Source organism: Dialister sp. (genome assembly GCF_051885895.1).
Lineage (GTDB): Bacteria > Bacillota > Negativicutes > Veillonellales > Dialisteraceae > Dialister.
Genome location: NZ_JBJEXP010000072.1, coordinates 1 through 18,500, shown reverse-complemented (window position 1 = coordinate 18,500; position 18,500 = coordinate 1). Strand labels below are relative to the sequence as shown.

Annotated in this window: 17 protein-coding genes and 1 riboswitch; all 17 genes read left to right on the top strand. The window is 48.2% G+C overall.

Annotated features, from left to right (window positions below):
* Nucleotides 1-31 precede the first annotated feature (31 nt).
* A riboswitch (SAM riboswitch) is annotated at nucleotides 32-134 on the top strand.
* Between the two features lie 68 nt (nucleotides 135-202).
* Nucleotides 203-1,387, top strand: coding sequence for a methionine adenosyltransferase (gene metK, locus ACI4N7_RS06100; protein ID WP_439732463.1), 1,185 nt, complete (start codon nucleotides 203-205; stop codon nucleotides 1,385-1,387).
* 77 nt (nucleotides 1,388-1,464) lie between these two features.
* Complete coding sequence (priA, locus tag ACI4N7_RS06095; protein ID WP_439732462.1) at nucleotides 1,465-3,843, top strand: replication restart helicase PriA; 2,379 nt, start codon at nucleotides 1,465-1,467, stop codon at nucleotides 3,841-3,843.
* A 101-nt stretch (nucleotides 3,844-3,944) separates the two neighbouring features.
* Nucleotides 3,945-4,412: a peptide deformylase gene (def, locus tag ACI4N7_RS06090; RefSeq protein WP_439732461.1), complete on the top strand. Its 468-nt coding sequence runs from the start codon at nucleotides 3,945-3,947 to the stop codon at nucleotides 4,410-4,412.
* Complete coding sequence (gene fmt, locus ACI4N7_RS06085; protein ID WP_439732460.1) at nucleotides 4,405-5,349, top strand: methionyl-tRNA formyltransferase; 945 nt, start codon at nucleotides 4,405-4,407, stop codon at nucleotides 5,347-5,349. Before def ends, fmt begins: the two co-directional genes overlap by 8 nt.
* On the top strand, nucleotides 5,330-6,679 hold the full coding sequence (rsmB, locus tag ACI4N7_RS06080; protein WP_439732459.1) for a 16S rRNA (cytosine(967)-C(5))-methyltransferase RsmB: 1,350 nt from the start codon (nucleotides 5,330-5,332) through the stop codon (nucleotides 6,677-6,679). The genes fmt and rsmB overlap by 20 nt, the downstream gene beginning before the upstream one ends.
* A 2-nt stretch (nucleotides 6,680-6,681) precedes the next feature.
* Entirely contained in the window at nucleotides 6,682-7,716 is a 1,035-nt protein-coding gene (rlmN, locus tag ACI4N7_RS06075; protein WP_439732458.1) for a 23S rRNA (adenine(2503)-C(2))-methyltransferase RlmN, read from the top strand.
* A gap of 289 nt (nucleotides 7,717-8,005) precedes the next feature.
* Nucleotides 8,006-8,737 (top strand): Stp1/IreP family PP2C-type Ser/Thr phosphatase, encoded by a 732-nt coding sequence (locus ACI4N7_RS06070; protein ID WP_439732457.1) that lies wholly within the window; start codon nucleotides 8,006-8,008, stop codon nucleotides 8,735-8,737.
* 12 nt (nucleotides 8,738-8,749) lie between these two features.
* On the top strand, nucleotides 8,750-10,609 hold the full coding sequence (gene pknB / locus ACI4N7_RS06065) for a Stk1 family PASTA domain-containing Ser/Thr kinase (protein WP_439732456.1): 1,860 nt from the start codon (nucleotides 8,750-8,752) through the stop codon (nucleotides 10,607-10,609).
* Nucleotide 10,610: 1 nt separating this feature from the next.
* Entirely contained in the window at nucleotides 10,611-11,483 is an 873-nt protein-coding gene (gene rsgA, locus ACI4N7_RS06060; RefSeq protein ID WP_439732455.1) for a ribosome small subunit-dependent GTPase A, read from the top strand.
* Nucleotides 11,484-11,486: 3 nt separating this feature from the next.
* The gene (gene rpe / locus ACI4N7_RS06055; protein WP_439732454.1) at nucleotides 11,487-12,128 is read left to right on the top strand and encodes a ribulose-phosphate 3-epimerase; all 642 of its coding nucleotides are present in this window, start codon (nucleotides 11,487-11,489) and stop codon (nucleotides 12,126-12,128) included.
* Nucleotides 12,129-12,357: 229 nt separating this feature from the next.
* Nucleotides 12,358-13,227: an Hsp33 family molecular chaperone HslO gene (locus ACI4N7_RS06050; RefSeq protein ID WP_439732453.1), complete on the top strand. Its 870-nt coding sequence runs from the start codon at nucleotides 12,358-12,360 to the stop codon at nucleotides 13,225-13,227.
* Nucleotides 13,224-14,021: an S-methyl-5'-thioadenosine phosphorylase gene (gene mtnP / locus ACI4N7_RS06045; protein WP_439732452.1), complete on the top strand. Its 798-nt coding sequence runs from the start codon at nucleotides 13,224-13,226 to the stop codon at nucleotides 14,019-14,021. Before ACI4N7_RS06050 ends, mtnP begins: the two co-directional genes overlap by 4 nt.
* Complete coding sequence (gene mtnA / locus ACI4N7_RS06040) at nucleotides 14,018-15,073, top strand: S-methyl-5-thioribose-1-phosphate isomerase (protein WP_439732451.1); 1,056 nt, start codon at nucleotides 14,018-14,020, stop codon at nucleotides 15,071-15,073. The genes mtnP and mtnA overlap by 4 nt, the downstream gene beginning before the upstream one ends.
* A complete protein-coding gene (locus ACI4N7_RS06035; protein ID WP_439732450.1) occupies nucleotides 15,073-16,317 on the top strand; it encodes an adenosylhomocysteinase in 1,245 nt (414 codons plus the stop codon). The genes mtnA and ACI4N7_RS06035 overlap by 1 nt, the downstream gene beginning before the upstream one ends.
* An 11-nt stretch (nucleotides 16,318-16,328) precedes the next feature.
* Nucleotides 16,329-17,615: an amidohydrolase gene (locus tag ACI4N7_RS06030; RefSeq protein ID WP_439732449.1), complete on the top strand. Its 1,287-nt coding sequence runs from the start codon at nucleotides 16,329-16,331 to the stop codon at nucleotides 17,613-17,615.
* Between the two features lie 241 nt (nucleotides 17,616-17,856).
* Complete coding sequence (locus ACI4N7_RS06025) at nucleotides 17,857-18,402, top strand: hypothetical protein (RefSeq protein WP_439732448.1); 546 nt, start codon at nucleotides 17,857-17,859, stop codon at nucleotides 18,400-18,402.
* Between the two features lie 10 nt (nucleotides 18,403-18,412).
* Nucleotides 18,413-18,500 (top strand): hypothetical protein (locus tag ACI4N7_RS06020; protein ID WP_439732480.1); only part of this gene is annotated, 88 nt, incomplete at its 3' end.

The following is an 18,500-nucleotide window of genomic DNA, read 5'->3' as shown; positions in this document are numbered from 1 at the left end:
ATGACGTTATAATAATATGCAAGTGAATAATGACTCATCAAGAGCAGCTGAGGGATTTGGCCCAGGGACGCTGCAGCAACCATTCCGCAAAGGAACCGGTGCTAATTCCATCAGCATTTGCTGGCAGATGAGAGGATAGGCTCTCCCTGCGGAGAGCCATTTTTTATTTTACATCACACAATTCCAAGTGAGGAGGATTTATATGTCTAAAAAAGTATTATTTACATCAGAATCTGTTACCGAAGGTCATCCTGATAAAATTGCGGATCAGATTTCTGATGCAATTCTTGATGCCATTCTGGAACAGGATCCCAATGGCCGTGTAGCCTGCGAAACCATTGTTACCACCGGTCAGGTACATGTCTTTGGGGAAATCACTACCACTGCCTATGTTCCCATTCCTCAGGTCATCAGAAAAACCATTAATGATATCGGATACACCGATGCCCGTTACGGATTCGACGGGGAAAGCGTAGGCATCAATGTAGCCATTGACGAACAGTCTCCGGATATTGCCATGGGCGTAAATCAGTCTCTGGAAGCCAAGGAAAAGAAGGCTGACAAATATGATATCGGCGCCGGTGACCAGGGCATGATGTTCGGCTATGCTTCCAATGAAACACCGGAATATCTGCCTATGCCTATTGCTCTGGCTCATCGCCTGGCACGCCGCCTGGCTGAAGTCAGAAAGAGCGGAGAAGTACCTTATCTCCGTCCGGACGGAAAGACACAGGTCACTGTAGAATATGATGACGGCAAACCGGTACGGGTTGATACAGTCGTTATTTCCGCTCAGCACAACCCCGATGTAACCCATGAACAGATTGAAGAAGACATGATTAACAAGGTCATTAAAGCAACCATTCCGGCAAAATTCCTTGATGAAAATACCAAGTATCTCATCAACCCCACCGGCCGCTTTGTAATCGGCGGACCGCAGGGCGATGCCGGTCTTACCGGACGCAAGATCATCGTAGATACCTACGGCGGCATGGCCCGTCATGGCGGCGGATGCTTCTCCGGCAAGGATCCCACAAAGGTAGACCGTTCTGCAGCCTATGCAGCCCGCTATGTAGCTAAGAATATTGTGGCAGCAGGCATTGCAGACAAATGTGAAATCGAACTGGCTTATGCTATCGGCGTTGCCGAACCGGTTTCCATTTTCGTTGATACCTTTGGTACAGGCAAAATCGATGATGACGCCATCGTTGACCTGATCCGCCGGAACTTCGAACTCCGTCCCGCAGGCATTATCGATATGCTCAACCTCCGCCGTCCGATTTACAAGCAGACAGCAGCCTATGGCCATTTCGGCAGAACAGATGTGGACCTCCCCTGGGAACATACCGATAAGGCAGATGTACTTCGTAAGGAAGCAGGACTTTGATTTTTTAAAGTTTCCAAATATGATAAAATAATGGATAGCCTTCGGGCTGTCCATTTTTATTTGGGGAGGAACATCCTATGATGGAATCCGTAGCGGAGGTTCTGATTAACAGACCTTCCAAGCATCTGAACCGAACATTTTCATACCGCATTCCCAAAGGCATGGAGGAAGCCCGGGCGGGATACCGCTGCATTGTTACTTTTGCCAGAAGAAAAGAAGAAGGCATTATCCTTTCCGTGCATGAGGAGGACCTTTCCCGGATTTCCTATAAAATTCTTGACATAGAATCTCTGGTGGATTCATTTCCCTGGTTTACCAGAGAAATGCTTGATACAGCCCTCTGGATTTCTTCCTATTATATGTGCACCCTCATTGATGCACTCCGGCTGTTTTATATTGATAAAAAAGCGGTCCGCACCACAGTCACCTATAAGCCGGACTGGAAAAAAATCACGGAAGAGAAGGTATCTGCCATTTCTTCCCTGGTAGACAGCTCAGTAGAGGTGCTGGAAGAGAAGTATGCCGTTCTTCTTTTCGGTGAAAAACTGCCGGACTATGTGAAAAAAGGGTATCTGGAGAAAAAGGAAACGCTGGCTGCTTCCCACAGGGTTCCCCTGGAGAAATGGATTGTGCCTGACAGAAAGCTTACAGAACAGGAGCGGCATAAAAGCAGGAAGCAGGCGGAACTTTCTGATTTTCTGGAAGCAGAAGGGCCCTCTTCTCTGGAAAAGCTGAAAGAAAAGGGGTTCTCCACCGCTCTTATCCATGCTTATCTGCTGCATAACTATGGCCATGCCGTATATCACCGGAAAAAGACCTATTCCCTCATTGAAGAAGAAGGGGGAGGACAGAGCAAGCAGCTTACCTCTGAGCAGAAAGAGGCGGTGAAAACCATCTGCACGGCTATCGATCAGGAAGCCTATGCAGGTTTTCTGCTGAAAGGAGTCACCGGCAGCGGAAAGACGGAAGTTTACCTTCGTGCCGCCCGCCATGCGCTGGAAGCAGGCGGCTCCGCCCTCATTCTTGTACCGGAAATCGCTCTGACCAATCAGATGACATCCTATTTCGCCTCTATATTTGGAGACAAGGTAGTTTTCATGCACAGCAATCTCAGCAAAGGGGAACGGTATAACAACCGCATGCGTATCAGCAACGGGGAAAGCCCCATTGTTATCGGTTCCCGTTCTGCCATTTTCATGCCCTTTAAAAATCTGAAACTCATTGTGGTGGATGAAGAGTATGATTCTTCCTACAAGCAGGGAGAAACACCCAGATATAACGGCCGGGATGTGGCCAAAGTCATGGCCGTTATTTATCACTGTCCCATTGTGCTTGGGGCTGCTACGCCGTCCATAGCCACGTATTATGCGGCCTGCCAGGGAAAGATCGGCCTGATTTCCATGAAGGAAAGAGTGTTTAAGACGCCGCTGCCGAAGGTGTATGTATGCGATCTGAAGGAAACGCCGCCGGTGGATGGAAGCGGTCTCATATCGGCCCCTCTTATTTCTCTTCTGCACAAAACGCTGGCGGAAAAGAACAAGGCCATCCTTCTGCTGAATCGGCGCGGCTTTGCCACTACTCTTATGTGCCCTTCCTGCGGCTATGTATTCAAATGCCCCAACTGTGACGTGCCTCTGGTGTACCATAAGGAAACAGGGCGTCTTGAATGCCATTACTGTGAAACAGTCCATCCGCTTCCGAAGGAATGTCCCCGGTGCAAGAGCCGCCGCATTCTGTACCTGGGTGCAGGCACCGAACGCATTGAGGAAGAGCTGCCCCAGCTGATTCCCGAAGCCAGGGTGCGCCGTTTTGATCTGGACAGCACTCGAAAGAAAAACAGTGCACGGGAAATCCTGGATGATTTCAGGAACGGAAAGTTTGATATCCTTTTCGGCACCCAGATGGTTGCCAAAGGCCATGATATTCCCGGCGTACAGACGGTAGGCATCCTGTCGGCCGACAGCATTCTCAACATCCCGTCCTACCTGGCGGCGGAGCAGACCTTCAATCTGATCACCCAGTGCGCCGGCAGGGCAGGGAGGAGCCGGAAGCAGGGAGAAGTGATTCTGCAGACCTACAATCCTTCCCACTATGTCATCCAGGCCGCTGCCCGGCAGGATTATGAAAGCTTCTACCGGCAGGAACTGAAATACAGGGAAATGCTGGCTTTTCCGCCATTTACCAAACTGATGAAAATCACCTGCTTCCATCAGGAAGAAAAAAAGGCAAAGGAACAGGCAGACCGGATTTACAGCTGGCTCCGTAAGGTCATTCCTCAGCTCAAGGATCAGGTTCGCTGCACCCCGCCATTCAGCGAACCCATCAAGCGGGTGAGAAATCTCTATTACATATCCATCCTCATCAAAGGAAAGAGTCTTTCTTCCCTAAAAAGTGCCATGCGGGGAGCCTCTCTATTTCAGGAAAATGATATAATTATAGATGTGGATCCTTTATAAGGACAGGGGTGCTTATCCCTGTCGCAGATATTTTTAAGGAAAGCTCTCCTTTTATCCACCGCTTTCCTTGTCATACATATTGAAAGAAAGAAGGAAATAGATTGAGTAAAATTATTACCGCCGGAAATCCTATTTTAAAAATGAAGGCTGAACCGGTCACCGCATTTGATAAAAGTCTGAAGTTTCTTGTGAATGATATGAAGAAAACTCTTTACGAAGCCAACGGCGTCGGACTGGCTGCGCCGCAGATTGCCGTTTCCAAGCGGGTATTTGTGGCAGATGACGGAGTTTCCGGCTTTGAAGCCTACATCAATCCGGAATGGAAACCGGATGGAGATGAAATGGACATTGACACGGAAGGCTGCCTTTCCGTACCCGAATTTTTCGGCGAAGTCAAACGGTATTCCAAAGTCATCATCCACTATCAGGATATCCGCGGAAAAAGGAAAACCAAGAAGGCGGAAGGCCTTCTTGCCCGCTGCATTCAGCATGAAACAGATCATCTGAATGGCATTCTTTTCATTGAAAAAGCGATTTCACTGCACAAAGGACCAAAAACTGATGAATAATACCTATCGTATCGTCTTCATGGGCACTCCTGACTTTGGCGTTCCTGCACTGGAAGCTCTCTGCAGCCACGGGTATACGCCCATGGCCATCTACTGCCAGCCGGACAGGATTAACGGAAGAGGAAAGAAGATCAATTTTTCTCCAGTCAAATCCTTTGCCCTGGCGCATAACATTCCCGTCATGCAGCCTGATACACTGAAAACGCCGGAGGAACAGGAAAAGCTGAAAGCCCTTCATCCTGATCTTCTGATTGTTATCGCCTACGGAAAGATTCTTCCCAAGGCAGTACTGGATATTCCCACCTACGGCGCCATCAATGTCCACGCATCGCTTCTTCCCCGCTACCGGGGCGCTGCACCTATCCAGCGGGCCATTATAGATGGAGAAAAAGAAACGGGCGTCACCATTATGCAGCTGGATGAAGGCATGGATACCGGAAATATTGTATCTGTAAGAAAAATGGCGATTCCGCCTCATATGAACGCAGGAGAACTGTTTGATGAACTGGGACGCATGGGCGCAGACGAACTGATTGAAGTCATGGATCATCTTCCCGAAAAGCTGGCTCATTCCGTGCCCCAGGACAGCACTCTGGCCACCTATGCAGAAAAGGTAACCAAAGATATGGGCCATATCCGCTGGGACCTTCCTGCAGGACAGATTGATGCCCTGATCCGCGGCATGAATCCCAATCCCGGCACTTTTTCCTTCTATAAAGGGAAGCGAGTGAAAATCCATGAGGCTTCTCCTGAAGACAGAGAAAGTGGAAAAGAACCGGGAACTGTGGTTTCTCTGGAAGAGGATGTAATCCATATAGCCTGCGGAAAAGGCTGCCTTGCGGTTTCTGAAATCCAGCCGGAAAATCATAAAAAAATGAAATCTTCCGATTTTATTCATGGATACCAGGTGAAAGTGAATGACCAGTTCGACCGTTAAACCCATGCCTTCTGCCAGAAAGCTGGCCTATCAGGCTTTGTATGAAATTCTGGAAAAGAAAGCCTATGCCAATCTGACCCTGCAGCATGTGCTGAAGGAATATCCCCTGAACGGACCGGAAAGCCGTCTTCTGACGGAACTGGTATACGGGATTCTCCGCCGGTACAATTTTCTCCTTTGGGTGATTTCCCGTTTAAGTACCTATTCTTTAAAGAAAATGCATCCTTCCGTTCGGATTCTTCTCTGCATCGGTCTCTACCAGCTTCTTTACCTGTCCCGCATTCCTGCTTCCGCTGCGGTCAATGAAACGGTGAAAATAGCAAAGAAGATCACCCACCGGGGCAATGTGGGATTCATTAATGCCCTGCTCCGCAGCTATCTTCGTCAAAAAGAGGAGCTGAAGCTGTTTCCGAGAGAAGAAAATCCGATCCTCTATGATTCTCTGTACTGGAATGAACCGGAATGGCTGGTCAGGTGGTGGGAGAAAGATCTGGGCGAAGAAAAAGCCCGCCGCATTTTTGCCTCTTTCAATGAAACTCCCAGACTGGCAGTGCGGATCAATACACTGAAAACAGGAGTGGAAGAATTTACCCGCATGCTGGAAGAAAAAGGCATCCGGGCAGAACCGGTTTCCTGGAAAAAAGAAGCGCTGGTGATCACAAAGGGCGCTCATGAAATATGGCCTCTGGTGGACAGGGGATACGCCTATGTACAGTCTTTGTCCTCCATGGTACCGGCAGAGGTTCTGGCTCCGGAAAAAGGGGAAAAAGTACTGGATCTCTGCGCAGCTCCCGGCAGTAAAACAACCCAGATGGCAGAACGTATGGAAAATACAGGCTCCATTGATGCCTGGGACCTTTATCCCCACAAAATCACTCTTATTAAAAACAATGCCAAAAAGCTGGGCATTTCCATTATCCATGCCGGCGCCAGAGATTCCTCAAAGCCTTTCCCTGCTCTGAACGGAACCTATGACCGGGTGCTGCTGGATGCTCCCTGCTCCGGTCTGGGTGTTTTATCCCATAAGCCGGAGATCCGCTGGCACAGGAAGGAAGAAGATCTGAAATCCTTCTATCCTCTTCAGAAGGAGCTCCTCTCCTGTGCGGCTTCCTATGTGAAGAAGGGCGGTATTCTTGTATACAGCACCTGCACGCTGAATCCGGCGGAGAATGAAGACAGAATCCGGCAGTTTCTGGAAGAACACAGGGAGTTTACGCCTCTTGACTTCACCCTGGGAAACGGGAAACAGTCGGAGCAGGGCATGATGACCATCTGGCCCTTCGACTTTTCCAGTGACGGATTCTTTATTGCTAAATTGAAAAAGGAGTAGCTATGCCTTTTAACGTATGGGGACACACCCTTCCGGAAATGGAAGAATGGATCGTATCGAAGGGATTTCCGAAATTCCGGGCCAAGCAGCTGCAGGACTATCTGTACCGGCGGTATGTATATGACTTTGCGGAAATGAAGCAGCTTCCCGGCACCATGAGGGATTTCCTTCAGAAGGAAGCGGTTCTGACCAAGCCGACCATCATGAGCTCAATAAAGTCCAATGACCAGGATACCACCAAAATCCTCCTGAAGCTTTCAGATGGTTCTTTGATTGAAACCGTATGCATGCACCATGTGTATGGAAATTCCATCTGCATATCCACCCAGGTAGGCTGTGCCATGGGATGCATATTCTGCGCTTCTACCCGGAACGGGCTGGAACGGAATCTGACTGCCGCTGAAATGCTGGCGGAAGTCTATGCATTCAAGGAGTCTCTGGATGCACCCATTCATTCTATCGTTCTGATGGGCTCCGGCGAGCCGCTCACCAATTATGAAGAAGTGCTCCGTTTTATCCGACTGGCCAATGACCCTGGACTTCTGAACATCAGCTTTCGCAATATTACCCTTTCCACCTGCGGCATCGTACCGCAGATGTACCGCCTTGCTGATGAACATCTTCCCATTACGCTGGCCATCTCCCTTCATGCCCCCAATGATGAAATCAGACACCGGATCCTTCCGGTGAGCAGGCAGTTTAAAATTGAGGACGTGGTAAAGGCGGCCCGTTATTACTTTAAAACCACGGGACGCCGTGTCACTTTTGAATATATCCTTATCAAAGGCGTGAATGCTTCTGTAGAAAATGCAGAAGAACTGTGCCGCCTCACCGGCAGGATGAACTGCCATTTCAATCTCATTCCTATTAATGGCACGGAGCATATCAAACTCTATCCGCCGGATATGAATGAAATCAGAAAATTCGTGTCGGTACTGGAAAAACAGGGGAAAAGCGTTACCGTCCGGCGGCAGATGGGCGATGAAATACAGGCGGCCTGCGGCCAGCTGAAAAGACGTTATCTGGAAGAGCAGTAATATGACTCTAAGGGACTCCGGATTTCAAGCGAATGCGGCACTGCTGCCTGCAGGGCGGTTTCCTTTTTTCCATGATTTTCCTGCCGGTTTTGGGGAAGGCTTATAAAAACACAGGCCTTTTTGCAGTCAATTTCCCACTTTTTCATAGAAAACAGGCCCTTTAAGGGAACAGAAAATTGACTATCTTTCCGGTTGATGTTAGTATTAAATTAATTGGATAAGTTATGATTTATCAATGTACCTGAAATTTTCAGGGTATGCGGTTGCTTCTTGATAAGGGAAAACGTGGATGATACTAACTTATGGAGAATCGGAAAAAGGCCTTGTAAGAAAGGTCAATGAAGACGCTGTCAACCTGGGGGTCAGGAACGTCTTCCTTCTGGCAGACGGAATGGGCGGCTATGATGGCGGGCAGATTGCCAGTTCTCTGGCAGTGCGGAATGCCGGCCGCTTTTTGAGTTCCTGCAGTGAGGCGTCCTTTTCGGAGACAATGCTGGAGCGCTCTTTTTATGCTGCCAACCAGGCTATACTGAATGAAAAGAAGGACCATCCGGAGCTCAAGTCCATGGGAACCACCATGGTAGCGGCAGCCATTACAGACAACTGCCTTTACTGGGCCCATGTGGGAGACAGCCGTTTATACCGCTATGAGGATGGAACGCTGGAGCAGGTGACTACCGATCATTCCTTTGTCATGGAACTGGTAACGGAAGGGAAGCTTTCCCGGGAGGAAATGAGAGTTCATCCCCGGAAAAACGAGATTACCCGGGCGGTAGGCATTGATGAAACACTGAAAGTGGATACCGGATCCCTTACACTGAAAGACGGTACCTGCATTCTCATCTGTTCCGACGGAGTTTCCGGCATGGTAGAAGACCGGGATTTATGCAGCCTTATTGCTTCAAATCCAAGGAAAACGGAAGAAGACCTGAAAGAACTGGGCCGTCAGATCATGGAAAAAGTCTATGAGTCCGGCGCCAGAGATAATGCCTCTTTTATATTGATTCAATTTTGGAGCTGAGTGGAGTGAAATATGACTGGTAAAATTCTAGACGAACGTTATGAACTGATTGAAAAAATCGGTTCAGGCGGCATGGCCGATGTATATAAGGCTAAAGATATCCTTCTTGACAGGATTGTGGCAGTCAAAATTCTACATAGTAATTTCGCAGAAGACAATGATTTCATCGTGCGGTTCCGGCATGAAGCCCAGGCAGCGGGCAAACTGTCCCATCCGAATATCGTAGGGATTTACGATGTAGGCTGTGACGGCGATGTTCATTATATTGTCATGGAATACGTGGAAGGGGAGACTCTGAAGCAGTATATCCAGAACCATCCCAATATTCCGATTGATACGGCTGTCCGGATTGCGATAGAAATCGGCTATGCGCTGGAAGAAGCTCATGCCAACGGTATTATTCACTGCGATATCAAGCCTCACAATGTGCTTCTTACCAGGACAGGCAAAGTCAAAGTCACTGATTTCGGCATTGCCAGAGCCATCAACTCGTCTACTGTCATTGATAAACAGTCTATTCTCGGTTCCGTCCACTATCTGTCGCCGGAACAGGCAGCGGGGGATAAAATTACCGCCAAGACAGATATTTACTCTCTGGGCATTGTGCTCTATGAAATGCTTACCCATCATCTTCCTTTTGAAGGAGAGACGGCAGTCAGCATTGCCCTGCAGCACATGCAGGGAGATATTCCAAGACCTACGAAATACAATCCGGCCATTTCTCCCATGCTGGAAGAATGCCTTCTCACTGCTCTGCAGAAGGATCCCGATAAACGGTATGATACTGTATCCGATTTCATTTCCGAACTGAAGATCGCCCAAGGATTTACTACCACCATTTATAAACCGGCTTCCCATGACTTCACCGCCATGACACGCCCCATTCCACAGAAGGCTGTCCGTGCCCATAAAGTACAGAAGGAAACTAAACTCGCACGGCTTATTACAAATCTGCCTCAAAAATACATATGGATCGGCATGGCCGTTCTTTTTATCATCTGCTTTACCTGGGCATTCTTCAGCTTCGGCAATTTCTGGAGTTCAGAAAATATTACCGTACCGGATGTGGTCGGTAAGCCGGTGGAAGTCGCTGAAACGACTTTAAAGAAACTGGACCTCAAGGTATCGGTTGATGAAATTGCCAGCGACGATGTACCGGCAGGCCAGGTCATTTCCCAGACCCCTACAGCAGGTACCAATGTTAAAGCAAGGCGCATTATCCATCTCACTGTCAGCAAAGGCGGATCCGCTATGCTGATTCCTGACCTGAAAGGATTGACACTGGAACAGGCCAAGGAAAGACTGGACAAGATGGGACTGACTCTGGGCGCTGTGGAAAACGGTAATGATCCGGATAAACCATCGGATGTGATTATTTCCCAGAGCCCTGAATCCGGTGCCAAGGCCACCAAGGGCACACGGGTGAATATTGTGATTAACATGAAGCAGAAGGTCAGTGTCCCCAATGTGGTAGGCATGTCCCTGGCTGATGCCAGAAATACCCTTCTCTCCATGAAGCTTTCTGTCGGTACTATTAATGCATCTGATGGCACATCTACAGATGACAGCAGTGCAGTCGTCATTTCTCAGGATCCCGCCGGAGGAGAATCTACCTCTTCCAATGTGGTCAATCTGACCATCGGCGGTAAGAAGAAAGCCCAGACCAAGACGGGCACTGTCAACATTTCTATTCCGAAAGGCGGCAATGCAAGACAGGTGGAAATCTATGTCACCGATGACACGGGCAAACATACAGCCTACAGCGGTAAAGCCGCTCCGGGGAGCACCGTAAGCAAGGATGTTTCCGGTACAGGCAGTGTCCATGTACAGGTGGTGATTGACGGTTCCGTAGTCCAGGATCGGGAGCTGTAAGATGGCAAAGGGAATGATTCTGAAGAACCAGAATGGCTACTTTACCATCTACAATGAGGAAGGATCCCTTTCTCTCTGCCGTTCCCGGGGCAGGCTGAAAAGAAAGACCGACGTTCTGGTGGGGGATGTGGTGGAATTCGATACAGGAAAGGGCAGTGAAGCTGTCATTACCCATGTGTATCCCAGAAAAAATGCTCTTTATCGTCCGCCGTCCGCCAACATAGACCAGCTGGTTCTTGTGTCTGCTGTCCGCACACCGGATCTTAATTTCTTCCTTCTGGATAAAATGATTGTTCTGGCGGAAGAAGCGGGCGTAGAACCACTGATTGTGATTAACAAGTCTGATCTTGCTGAAGAGGCAGCCAGGGAAGCTGCTTACTTCTATAAAAAAGCAGGATATCCTTCCTTTGCCGTCTCTCTCAGACAGAATGAAGGACTGGAAGAGCTGAAGGCAGCCTTTCAGGGACCGGTTATTGCCTTTTCAGGTCCTTCCGGTGTAGGCAAATCCAGCCTTCTGAACTGGATCCTTGGAAAGTCTCATTTCCAGTCCGGCGAAGTAAGCCGACATACGGGTCGGGGGAAAAATACCACCCGTCACGCAGAACTGATCCAGTGGAAACCGGGATGCTTTCTCATGGATACGCCCGGATATACCTATCTGGATATCAATACCATTGAATTGACCCGTCTTTCCTATCTTTTTCGTGATTTCCGTCCCTTTCTGGGACAATGCCGTTTCAATAACTGCCTCCATGCCGGAGAGCCGGACTGTGCAGTAAAAAAGGCTGTGGAAGAAGGAAAAATCCAGCGGGAAAGGTATGAATCCTACCTGCATATACTGGATGAATTGAAGACAAAGGACTTCAGGAGGTAAATCATGAAAATAGCTCCTTCTATACTGGCTGCTGATTTTTCCCGTCTGGCGGATGAACTGAAGGATATTGAGCAGGGCGGTGCAGACTATGTCCATCTGGATGTGATGGACGGTCATTTTGTGCCCAATCTTTCTTTCGGCGTACCGGTGATTAAAGCGTTGAGACCATGCACGGAACTTCCCTTTGATGTTCACCTGATGACGGAACATCCGGAAGATTATCTGGATGGACTGGAATCGTGCCATGCCCACATGGTTTCCTTTCATGTAGAGGCGGTTCCTCATCTGGACCGCATGATCCACAACATTAAGGACCGGGGCATCAAGGCCGGCATTGCCCTGAATCCCGGCACCTCTCTCACAGCCATTGACCAGGTGCTTCCTCTTCTTGACTTTGTCCTGATAATGTCTGTGAATCCGGGCTTTGGCGGACAGAAATTCATTTCCTATTCACTGGATAAAATTGCAGCTCTATCAGCCATGATTAAAGAAAGGGGACTCACCATTCCTATCGAAGTGGATGGCGGCGTGAATAAGGAGAATGCACCGCTTCTCAAAAAGGCGGGTGCGGATATTCTGGTAGCCGGTTCTTCTGTCTTTGGGAAAAAGGACAGGGCTGAAGCTATCAGAAACCTAAAAGTATAATTGCAGGAAAAGCGGCATGACAGCCGCTTTTTTAGTGGAGAGGCATGTTCTGCTTCGCCAAAGACTTTTCAGACTTCTCCCAGGGCGGCAGATACAGCGCAGCTAAAGAAGAAAAGAGGGCATTTTCTATGAAAAGATTGGTTCCCTTTTAAAGATTGTCAAGCATCAACCTCTTTGAAGTGTTACAATAATAGAGTAATACATTATCTTATTTTGACAGGAGATACCTATGAGTGAAATGAACCGGATTGACCATTACCTCAGCACTGACGGCATACGCATTACGGTAGCAGATATTACGGATGCTGCCCGCGAGGCTCAGGAAATTCATCATCTTCCTTCCCTTTCTGCAGTTATATTGGGAAAAGTATTGAATGCAGCTGCCATCCTGGCCATGGATTTCAAAAATCATGAAGGAGTATCCTTAAAGTGGGAAACCAATTCCCCTCTGGGCACCATTCATGCCGACGCCTATGAAGGCAGGTATGTCCGTGGGTTTCTGGAACATCCCGATGATGGGTGCGTTCCCTATGCACCGGATCGGGAAGCAGATTGGATCAGTCGGAAGGGGAAACTTTTTGTAACCCGCTATTCTCTTCTGAAAATGCCGTATGTATCTGCTGTCGATCTTTCCAACAGCGATGCAGCCGCCTGTGTTTCCGATTATATTAATTCCTCCGACCAGACCCTTTCCCACGTAGAACTGGAAGCCCTGATTGACGGGGAAGGAAAAATCATGCGCATGGCCGGCTTTATTGCCCAGCTTATGCCGGAGGGGGACAGGAAGCTTTTTGAAGAACTTTTCAGCAGAGACAGGAAATGGGATCTCTTTGATGAATCAGGAAAAGAAAATGCTCTTTCCACTCTTCTGCACAAGGAGAACTATGTCCTGATCGGCTCAGCTCCCATATCATTCCGCTGCACCTGCGGCGAAGATCGGATCAAGCATTCTCTCCAGGGCCTTCCGCAGAATGAACAGAACAGCCTTCTGGAGGATGATCATATTGAAATTGAATGTCACTACTGCGGGAAAAAATATGAAATTTCCCGAGAAACTCTTATGAAGTGGTTTAATGAAAAGGGAGGAAATGTACAATGAGCAAATTAGCTTTCATCGGTGGTACAGGTGTCTATGATCCCGGTATCCTCACAGATCTTCACTCTGAAATCATTGATACCCCTTACGGTCAGGCAAGCTATGAATCCGGAAAATTTGGAAATAAGGAAATTATTTTCCTGGCCCGGCATGGCGTCCATCATACCATTCCGCCGCATAAAATCAATTACAGAGCCAATATTTACGCCCTGAAAATGCTGGATGTAAAGGCTGTTGTTTCCACAACAGCAGTAGGTTCCCTGAATCCGGACTATAAAGCAGGGGAACTTGTACTGGTGGATCAGTTCATTGATATGACAAAGTCCCGGGAAGGTACTTTCTATGACGGAACCCATTACGGGGTAGCCCATCTGGATATGACCCATCCCTATTGTGAAACACTCCGTCAGGCTATTATAGAAGCTGCCAAACAGGAACATATCACCCTTCATCCCCATGGCACCTATATCTGCACTGAAGGGCCCCGTTTTGAAACTCCTGCGGAAATCAAAGCTTACAGGCAGTGGGGAGCAGACGTAGTGGGTATGACCAACCTGCCTGAATGCGTCCTGGCCAGAGAAGCTGAAATCTGCTATTCCACCATTTCCATGGTGACCAATTTTGCGGCAGGCATTTCCGATACGCCGCTTTCCCATAAAGAAGTAGTAGACTGTATGAATCATAACCTGGAAAGCTTCAAAAAGATTATTACCATCCTTTCCAAAACTTATGATCCTGATACAGACTGCAGCTGCCATCATGCAGCCGCAGATTTTGGAGGATTTCATCTGTTATGAGCAAAGCGCTTTGGTCACTTGCATGGGAAAAGGGCACGCTGGTCCTGCTTGACCAGACGAAACTTCCCGATGAAATCACCTATATCCGATGTAAAGATTATAGAGAGGTAGGAAAGGCCATTTACCGCCTGGCTGTTCGTGGTGCACCGGCCATCGGTGTGGCGGCAGCCTATGCCATGGTGCTGGCCCTTCAGGAAATTACAGCAAAAGGCCTTCACGGTGAAGAAAGATCTGCTGCCTTTCAAAAGGCAGGGAGCGAACTGATAGATGCCCGTCCTACTGCAGTCAATCTGTCGTGGGCCGTTTCCAGAATGCTGAAAGCTTTTGAAGGTCTTCCCGAAGAAACAGCTCTGGAAAAACTCACTTCTCTGGCTCAAGCTATAGAAGAAGAGGATAAAAGCACCTGTGATGCCATAGCCGATCATGGGGCTGATCTGTTCAAGGGAAAAGATCATCTCCGCATCCTGACCCATTGTAATACCGGTGCCCTGGCTACAGCCGGCATAGGCACTGCTTTTGGCGTGATTTACCGTCTTCATGAACGGGGACAGCTGGAAAGAGTGTATGCCGATGAAACAAGGCCTCTTCTCCAGGGAGCCAGACTGACGGGCACTGAGCTCATGCAGAACGGCATCCCCTGCAGCCTGATTACAGATAATATGGCCGGATGGGTCATGAAAGAAAAGAAGATTGACGCAGTCATTGTGGGGGCTGACCGCATTGCGGCCAATGGTGATGCAGCCAACAAGGTTGGCACCTACAGCCTTTCCATTCTCTGCGCCTTCCACCATATTCCCTTTTATATAGCTGCTCCTTTTTCCACTTTCGATTTCTCCATTTCAAGCGGTGAAGAAATCCGTATTGAAGAAAGAAATCCGGAAGAAGTAAGGCAGATCAAGGGATTCTATACGGCACCGAAGGATATGCCTGTTTTCAATCCTGCTTTCGATGTGGCGCCGCATTCGCTGATTACCGGTATCATCACAGAAAAAGGAGTCCTTAAGCCTCCCTATGATGTTGCGATAAAGAACTATGAAAGGAGTTTACAATGATGAGTGATTCTATGATTCGTGATATTTCGTTAGCAGACAACGGGGAGCAGCGTATCCGCTGGGTTGCCAAATTCATGCCGGCTTTAAATGCATTGCGGGAAGAATTTATTAAAGACCAGACCTTTAAGGGCAAGACCATTGTCATGTCCATTCACCTGGAAGCCAAAACCGCATACCTGGCCCTGACATTGAAAGAAGCAGGGGCCAATGTTGTCTGCACCGGAAGCAATCCTCTTTCCACCCAGGATCCGATTGCCGCCGCTCTTGTGAAAAACGGAATTACCGTATATGCGTGGCATGGCTGCACCGATGAAGAATACACCATGTTCCTGAATAAAGCACTGGATCATATGCCTGATATTATTATTGATGACGGGGGAGATCTGGTTCATCTTCTCCATACAACAAGAGTGGATGCCCGTAAAAACCTGATCGGCGGCTCTGAAGAAACAACCACCGGCGTTTACCGTCTGAAGATTCTGGAAAAGAATCATGAACTCAAGTTCCCAATGATTGCCGTGAATGACTCCTACTGCAAATATCTCTTTGATAACCGCTACGGTACCGGCCAGTCCGCCTGGGATGGAATTATCCGCAGCACAAACCTGACAGTCACAGGAAAAACCGTGGTTATTGCAGGCTACGGCTGGTGCGGCAAAGGGGTATCCATGAGGGCTAAAGGACTGGGCGCCCATGTCATTGTGACAGAAGTGGATCCTATCAAAGCCATCGAAGCTGTTATGGACGGCTTTGAAGTGATGCCTATGGATGAAGCTGCCAAACTGGGTGACTATTTCCTTACTGTGACCGGTGATATTGATATCATTACAGAACGGCACTTCATGGAAATGAAGGATGGTGCCATTTGTGCCAATGCCGGTCATTTCGACTGCGAAGTCAACCGCAAGGATCTGGAAAGAATCTGCACAAAGAAATTTGAAGCCCGTAAAAATATTGAAGGATATGTTCTTCCCAACGGAAAAACCGTATTCCTCATGGCAGAAGGCCGTCTTGTGAACCTGGCAGCCGGCGATGGACATCCGGCTGAAATCATGGATCTGTCCTTTGCCATGCAGACCCTGGCAGCCCGCTACCTTCTCCAGCACGGCAGTGAGATGACAGCTAAGGTATATACCCTGCCTCATGAACTGGACACCAAAGTGGCATCCATTAAACTGGCTTCCATGGGCTATAAGATTGATACCCTTACCGAAGCACAGAGAAAATACCTGGGTCTTGACTAAGGGAGGCTGCTATGAAAATCCTCATTAAAAATATCGGCCTTATGCAGGACGGAAAAGTTACAGAGCATAAGAATATTGCCATCGAAGGGAAAACCATCAAAGCATTTCCTGAACACCCGAAGGCAGAAGAATATGATGAAATCATTGAAGGCCATGATATGCTGGCCATGCCGGGCCTTGTGAACACCCATACCCATGTAGCCATGACTCTCTTCCGGAGCTACGCTGATGATATGGCCCTCATGGACTGGCTGCAGAATAAAATCTGGCCGGCAGAAGACCATCTGGATGATGATATCGTCTACTGGGGCAGCACCCTGGCTTTCGCAGAAATGATCCGCGGCGGGACCACCTCCTTCTGCGACATGTACATGTTCATGGATGCCTGTGCAAAAGCAGCCGACAAAGCCGGAATCCGCGGCAACCTGGCCAGAGGCCTGGCCGGCATCGGCCCCAACGGACAGAAGGGCATTGATGAAAATGTAGAACTCTATAAAAACTGGAATGGAGCAGGGGACGGCCGCTTCAAAGTCATGATGGGACCGCATGCTCCCTATACCTGCCCTCCCGACTATATCAAAAAAGTACGGGATATAGCAGAAAAATATGATATGCCTATCCATATCCACCTGTCCGAAACAAAAGGGGAAGTGGAAAACTGTGAAAAAGAATATCATATGACTCCGATTGCCCTCATGAACTCTCTGGGCCTCTTTGACAGACCGACTCTGGCAGCACACTGCGTACACGTCACTGATGATGATATTCGTATCATGAAGGAAAAGCACGTATGTGTAGCCCATAATCCTGCCTCCAACCTGAAACTGGCCAGCGGTATTGCTCCGGTTCCTAAAATGAGAAAAGCAGGCATTACCGTAGGCATCGGTACCGACGGCGCCTCCTCCAACAACAAGCTGGATATGTTCGCTGAAATGCGCCTCGCCGCTCTTATCCATAAAGCAGCCAACTACGATCCCTTTGCCATCACCGCCAAAGAAGCCATAGACATGGCTACCAGAGACGGAGCCAAATGCCTGGGCTACGATAATCTGGGTGAATTAAAGGAAGGATACCTGGCTGATATCATTCTGGTAGACAGAACCGGCTTCCACTGGAAACCAAGATTTGACAGCGTATCCCTGGCCGTCTATGCAGGAAACTCCATGGATGTAGATACAGTCATCATCAATGGTAAACCTGTCATGGAACACAAAGAACTTCTCACCATTGATACAGAAAAAATGGACGCAGAAGTGAGCCGTGTCACAGAAAAGCTGTATGCCTTCACAAAGAAGTAATATTTTATATGATATGTAAATAGAAAAACTGTGAATACAGGGTTTATCATAGAACTCTGCATTCACAGTTTTTTTGTATAGCTGTTGCAATTTTTTTCAACAAAAAATCCGCCTAAGACTCCGCTCTCATCCTATCCAAAATGGCAGAGAACTTTCATAAGTCTACGGCCTTCCTCTCCAGATCGCGCAGATCGTATCGGCACGGACTGCATCAGGAGACGCAACACAGGTTTATGGGGAAATGTTCGATGTGAGCCGCGCTAAAAATCCGGCAACCTCGCTGAAGGATTTTTACGACCGGATTAAAGACAGAAAGAAAGCAAAACTTCCCGAAAACAAAATCAAATATACAGGTAAATACGGCGTAACCTATGCAGAAGAACGGGTAGTTCATTTAATGAAGGATCACCCCGAAATAACGCCGGACGTCCTGAACGATATCGAAGACCACATCAATGAACTGGAAAATCCCGAACCTAGTAAATGGAAAAACGGGGAATACATAGGACCTTATCACGGGAAGGTGTACACAGCCCAGATTCATGGGGAAACTGGAGACTATGGAGTCGTACTTGAATTTGTGCCGAACGGAGACGTGTACCTTGATACCGCTTATAAAAGCACGAAAAAAACAGAAGATGAAGGCGCCAAGAGGCTTTCGACTCACCAAGGTGAGGATGCAGTGTCGGATGGTCACCAGTCTTCTGTTTCTATTCAAAGCATACAGGATTCTTTAGGCATTGTCAAGAAAAACCATTACAACCAAATGGCCGGTGAAAAATGCTAAGACAGCAGACATGAATGCACTCAAGCAGGCAAAGAGAATGCTTCGATCCGGAAAGCACATGGAAGAAATTTCAAAGGAAATCGGATGGTCTAAGATCG

Excerpts from the sequence above, each read along its gene's own strand:
- rsmB (WP_439732459.1), top strand. The coding sequence starts at position 5,330 with ATGACCAGTTCGACCGTTAAACCCATGCCTTCTGCCAGAAAGCTGGCC.
- ACI4N7_RS06035 (WP_439732450.1), top strand. The coding sequence starts at position 15,073 with ATGAGTGATTCTATGATTCGTGATATTTCGTTAGCAGACAACGGGGAG.
- rsgA (WP_439732455.1), top strand. The coding sequence starts at position 10,611 with ATGGCAAAGGGAATGATTCTGAAGAACCAGAATGGCTACTTTACCATC.
- rlmN (WP_439732458.1), top strand. The coding sequence starts at position 6,682 with ATGCCTTTTAACGTATGGGGACACACCCTTCCGGAAATGGAAGAATGG.
- metK (WP_439732463.1), top strand. The coding sequence starts at position 203 with ATGTCTAAAAAAGTATTATTTACATCAGAATCTGTTACCGAAGGTCAT.
- ACI4N7_RS06050 (WP_439732453.1), top strand. The coding sequence starts at position 12,358 with ATGAGTGAAATGAACCGGATTGACCATTACCTCAGCACTGACGGCATA.
- priA (WP_439732462.1), top strand. The coding sequence starts at position 1,465 with ATGATGGAATCCGTAGCGGAGGTTCTGATTAACAGACCTTCCAAGCAT.
- rpe (WP_439732454.1), top strand. The coding sequence starts at position 11,487 with ATGAAAATAGCTCCTTCTATACTGGCTGCTGATTTTTCCCGTCTGGCG.
- fmt (WP_439732460.1), top strand. The coding sequence starts at position 4,405 with ATGAATAATACCTATCGTATCGTCTTCATGGGCACTCCTGACTTTGGC.
- pknB (WP_439732456.1), top strand. The coding sequence starts at position 8,750 with ATGACTGGTAAAATTCTAGACGAACGTTATGAACTGATTGAAAAAATC.
- mtnP (WP_439732452.1), top strand. The coding sequence starts at position 13,224 with ATGAGCAAATTAGCTTTCATCGGTGGTACAGGTGTCTATGATCCCGGT.
- mtnA (WP_439732451.1), top strand. The coding sequence starts at position 14,018 with ATGAGCAAAGCGCTTTGGTCACTTGCATGGGAAAAGGGCACGCTGGTC.
- ACI4N7_RS06070 (WP_439732457.1), top strand. The coding sequence starts at position 8,006 with ATGATACTAACTTATGGAGAATCGGAAAAAGGCCTTGTAAGAAAGGTC.
- ACI4N7_RS06025 (WP_439732448.1), top strand. The coding sequence starts at position 17,857 with ATGTTCGATGTGAGCCGCGCTAAAAATCCGGCAACCTCGCTGAAGGAT.
- ACI4N7_RS06030 (WP_439732449.1), top strand. The coding sequence starts at position 16,329 with ATGAAAATCCTCATTAAAAATATCGGCCTTATGCAGGACGGAAAAGTT.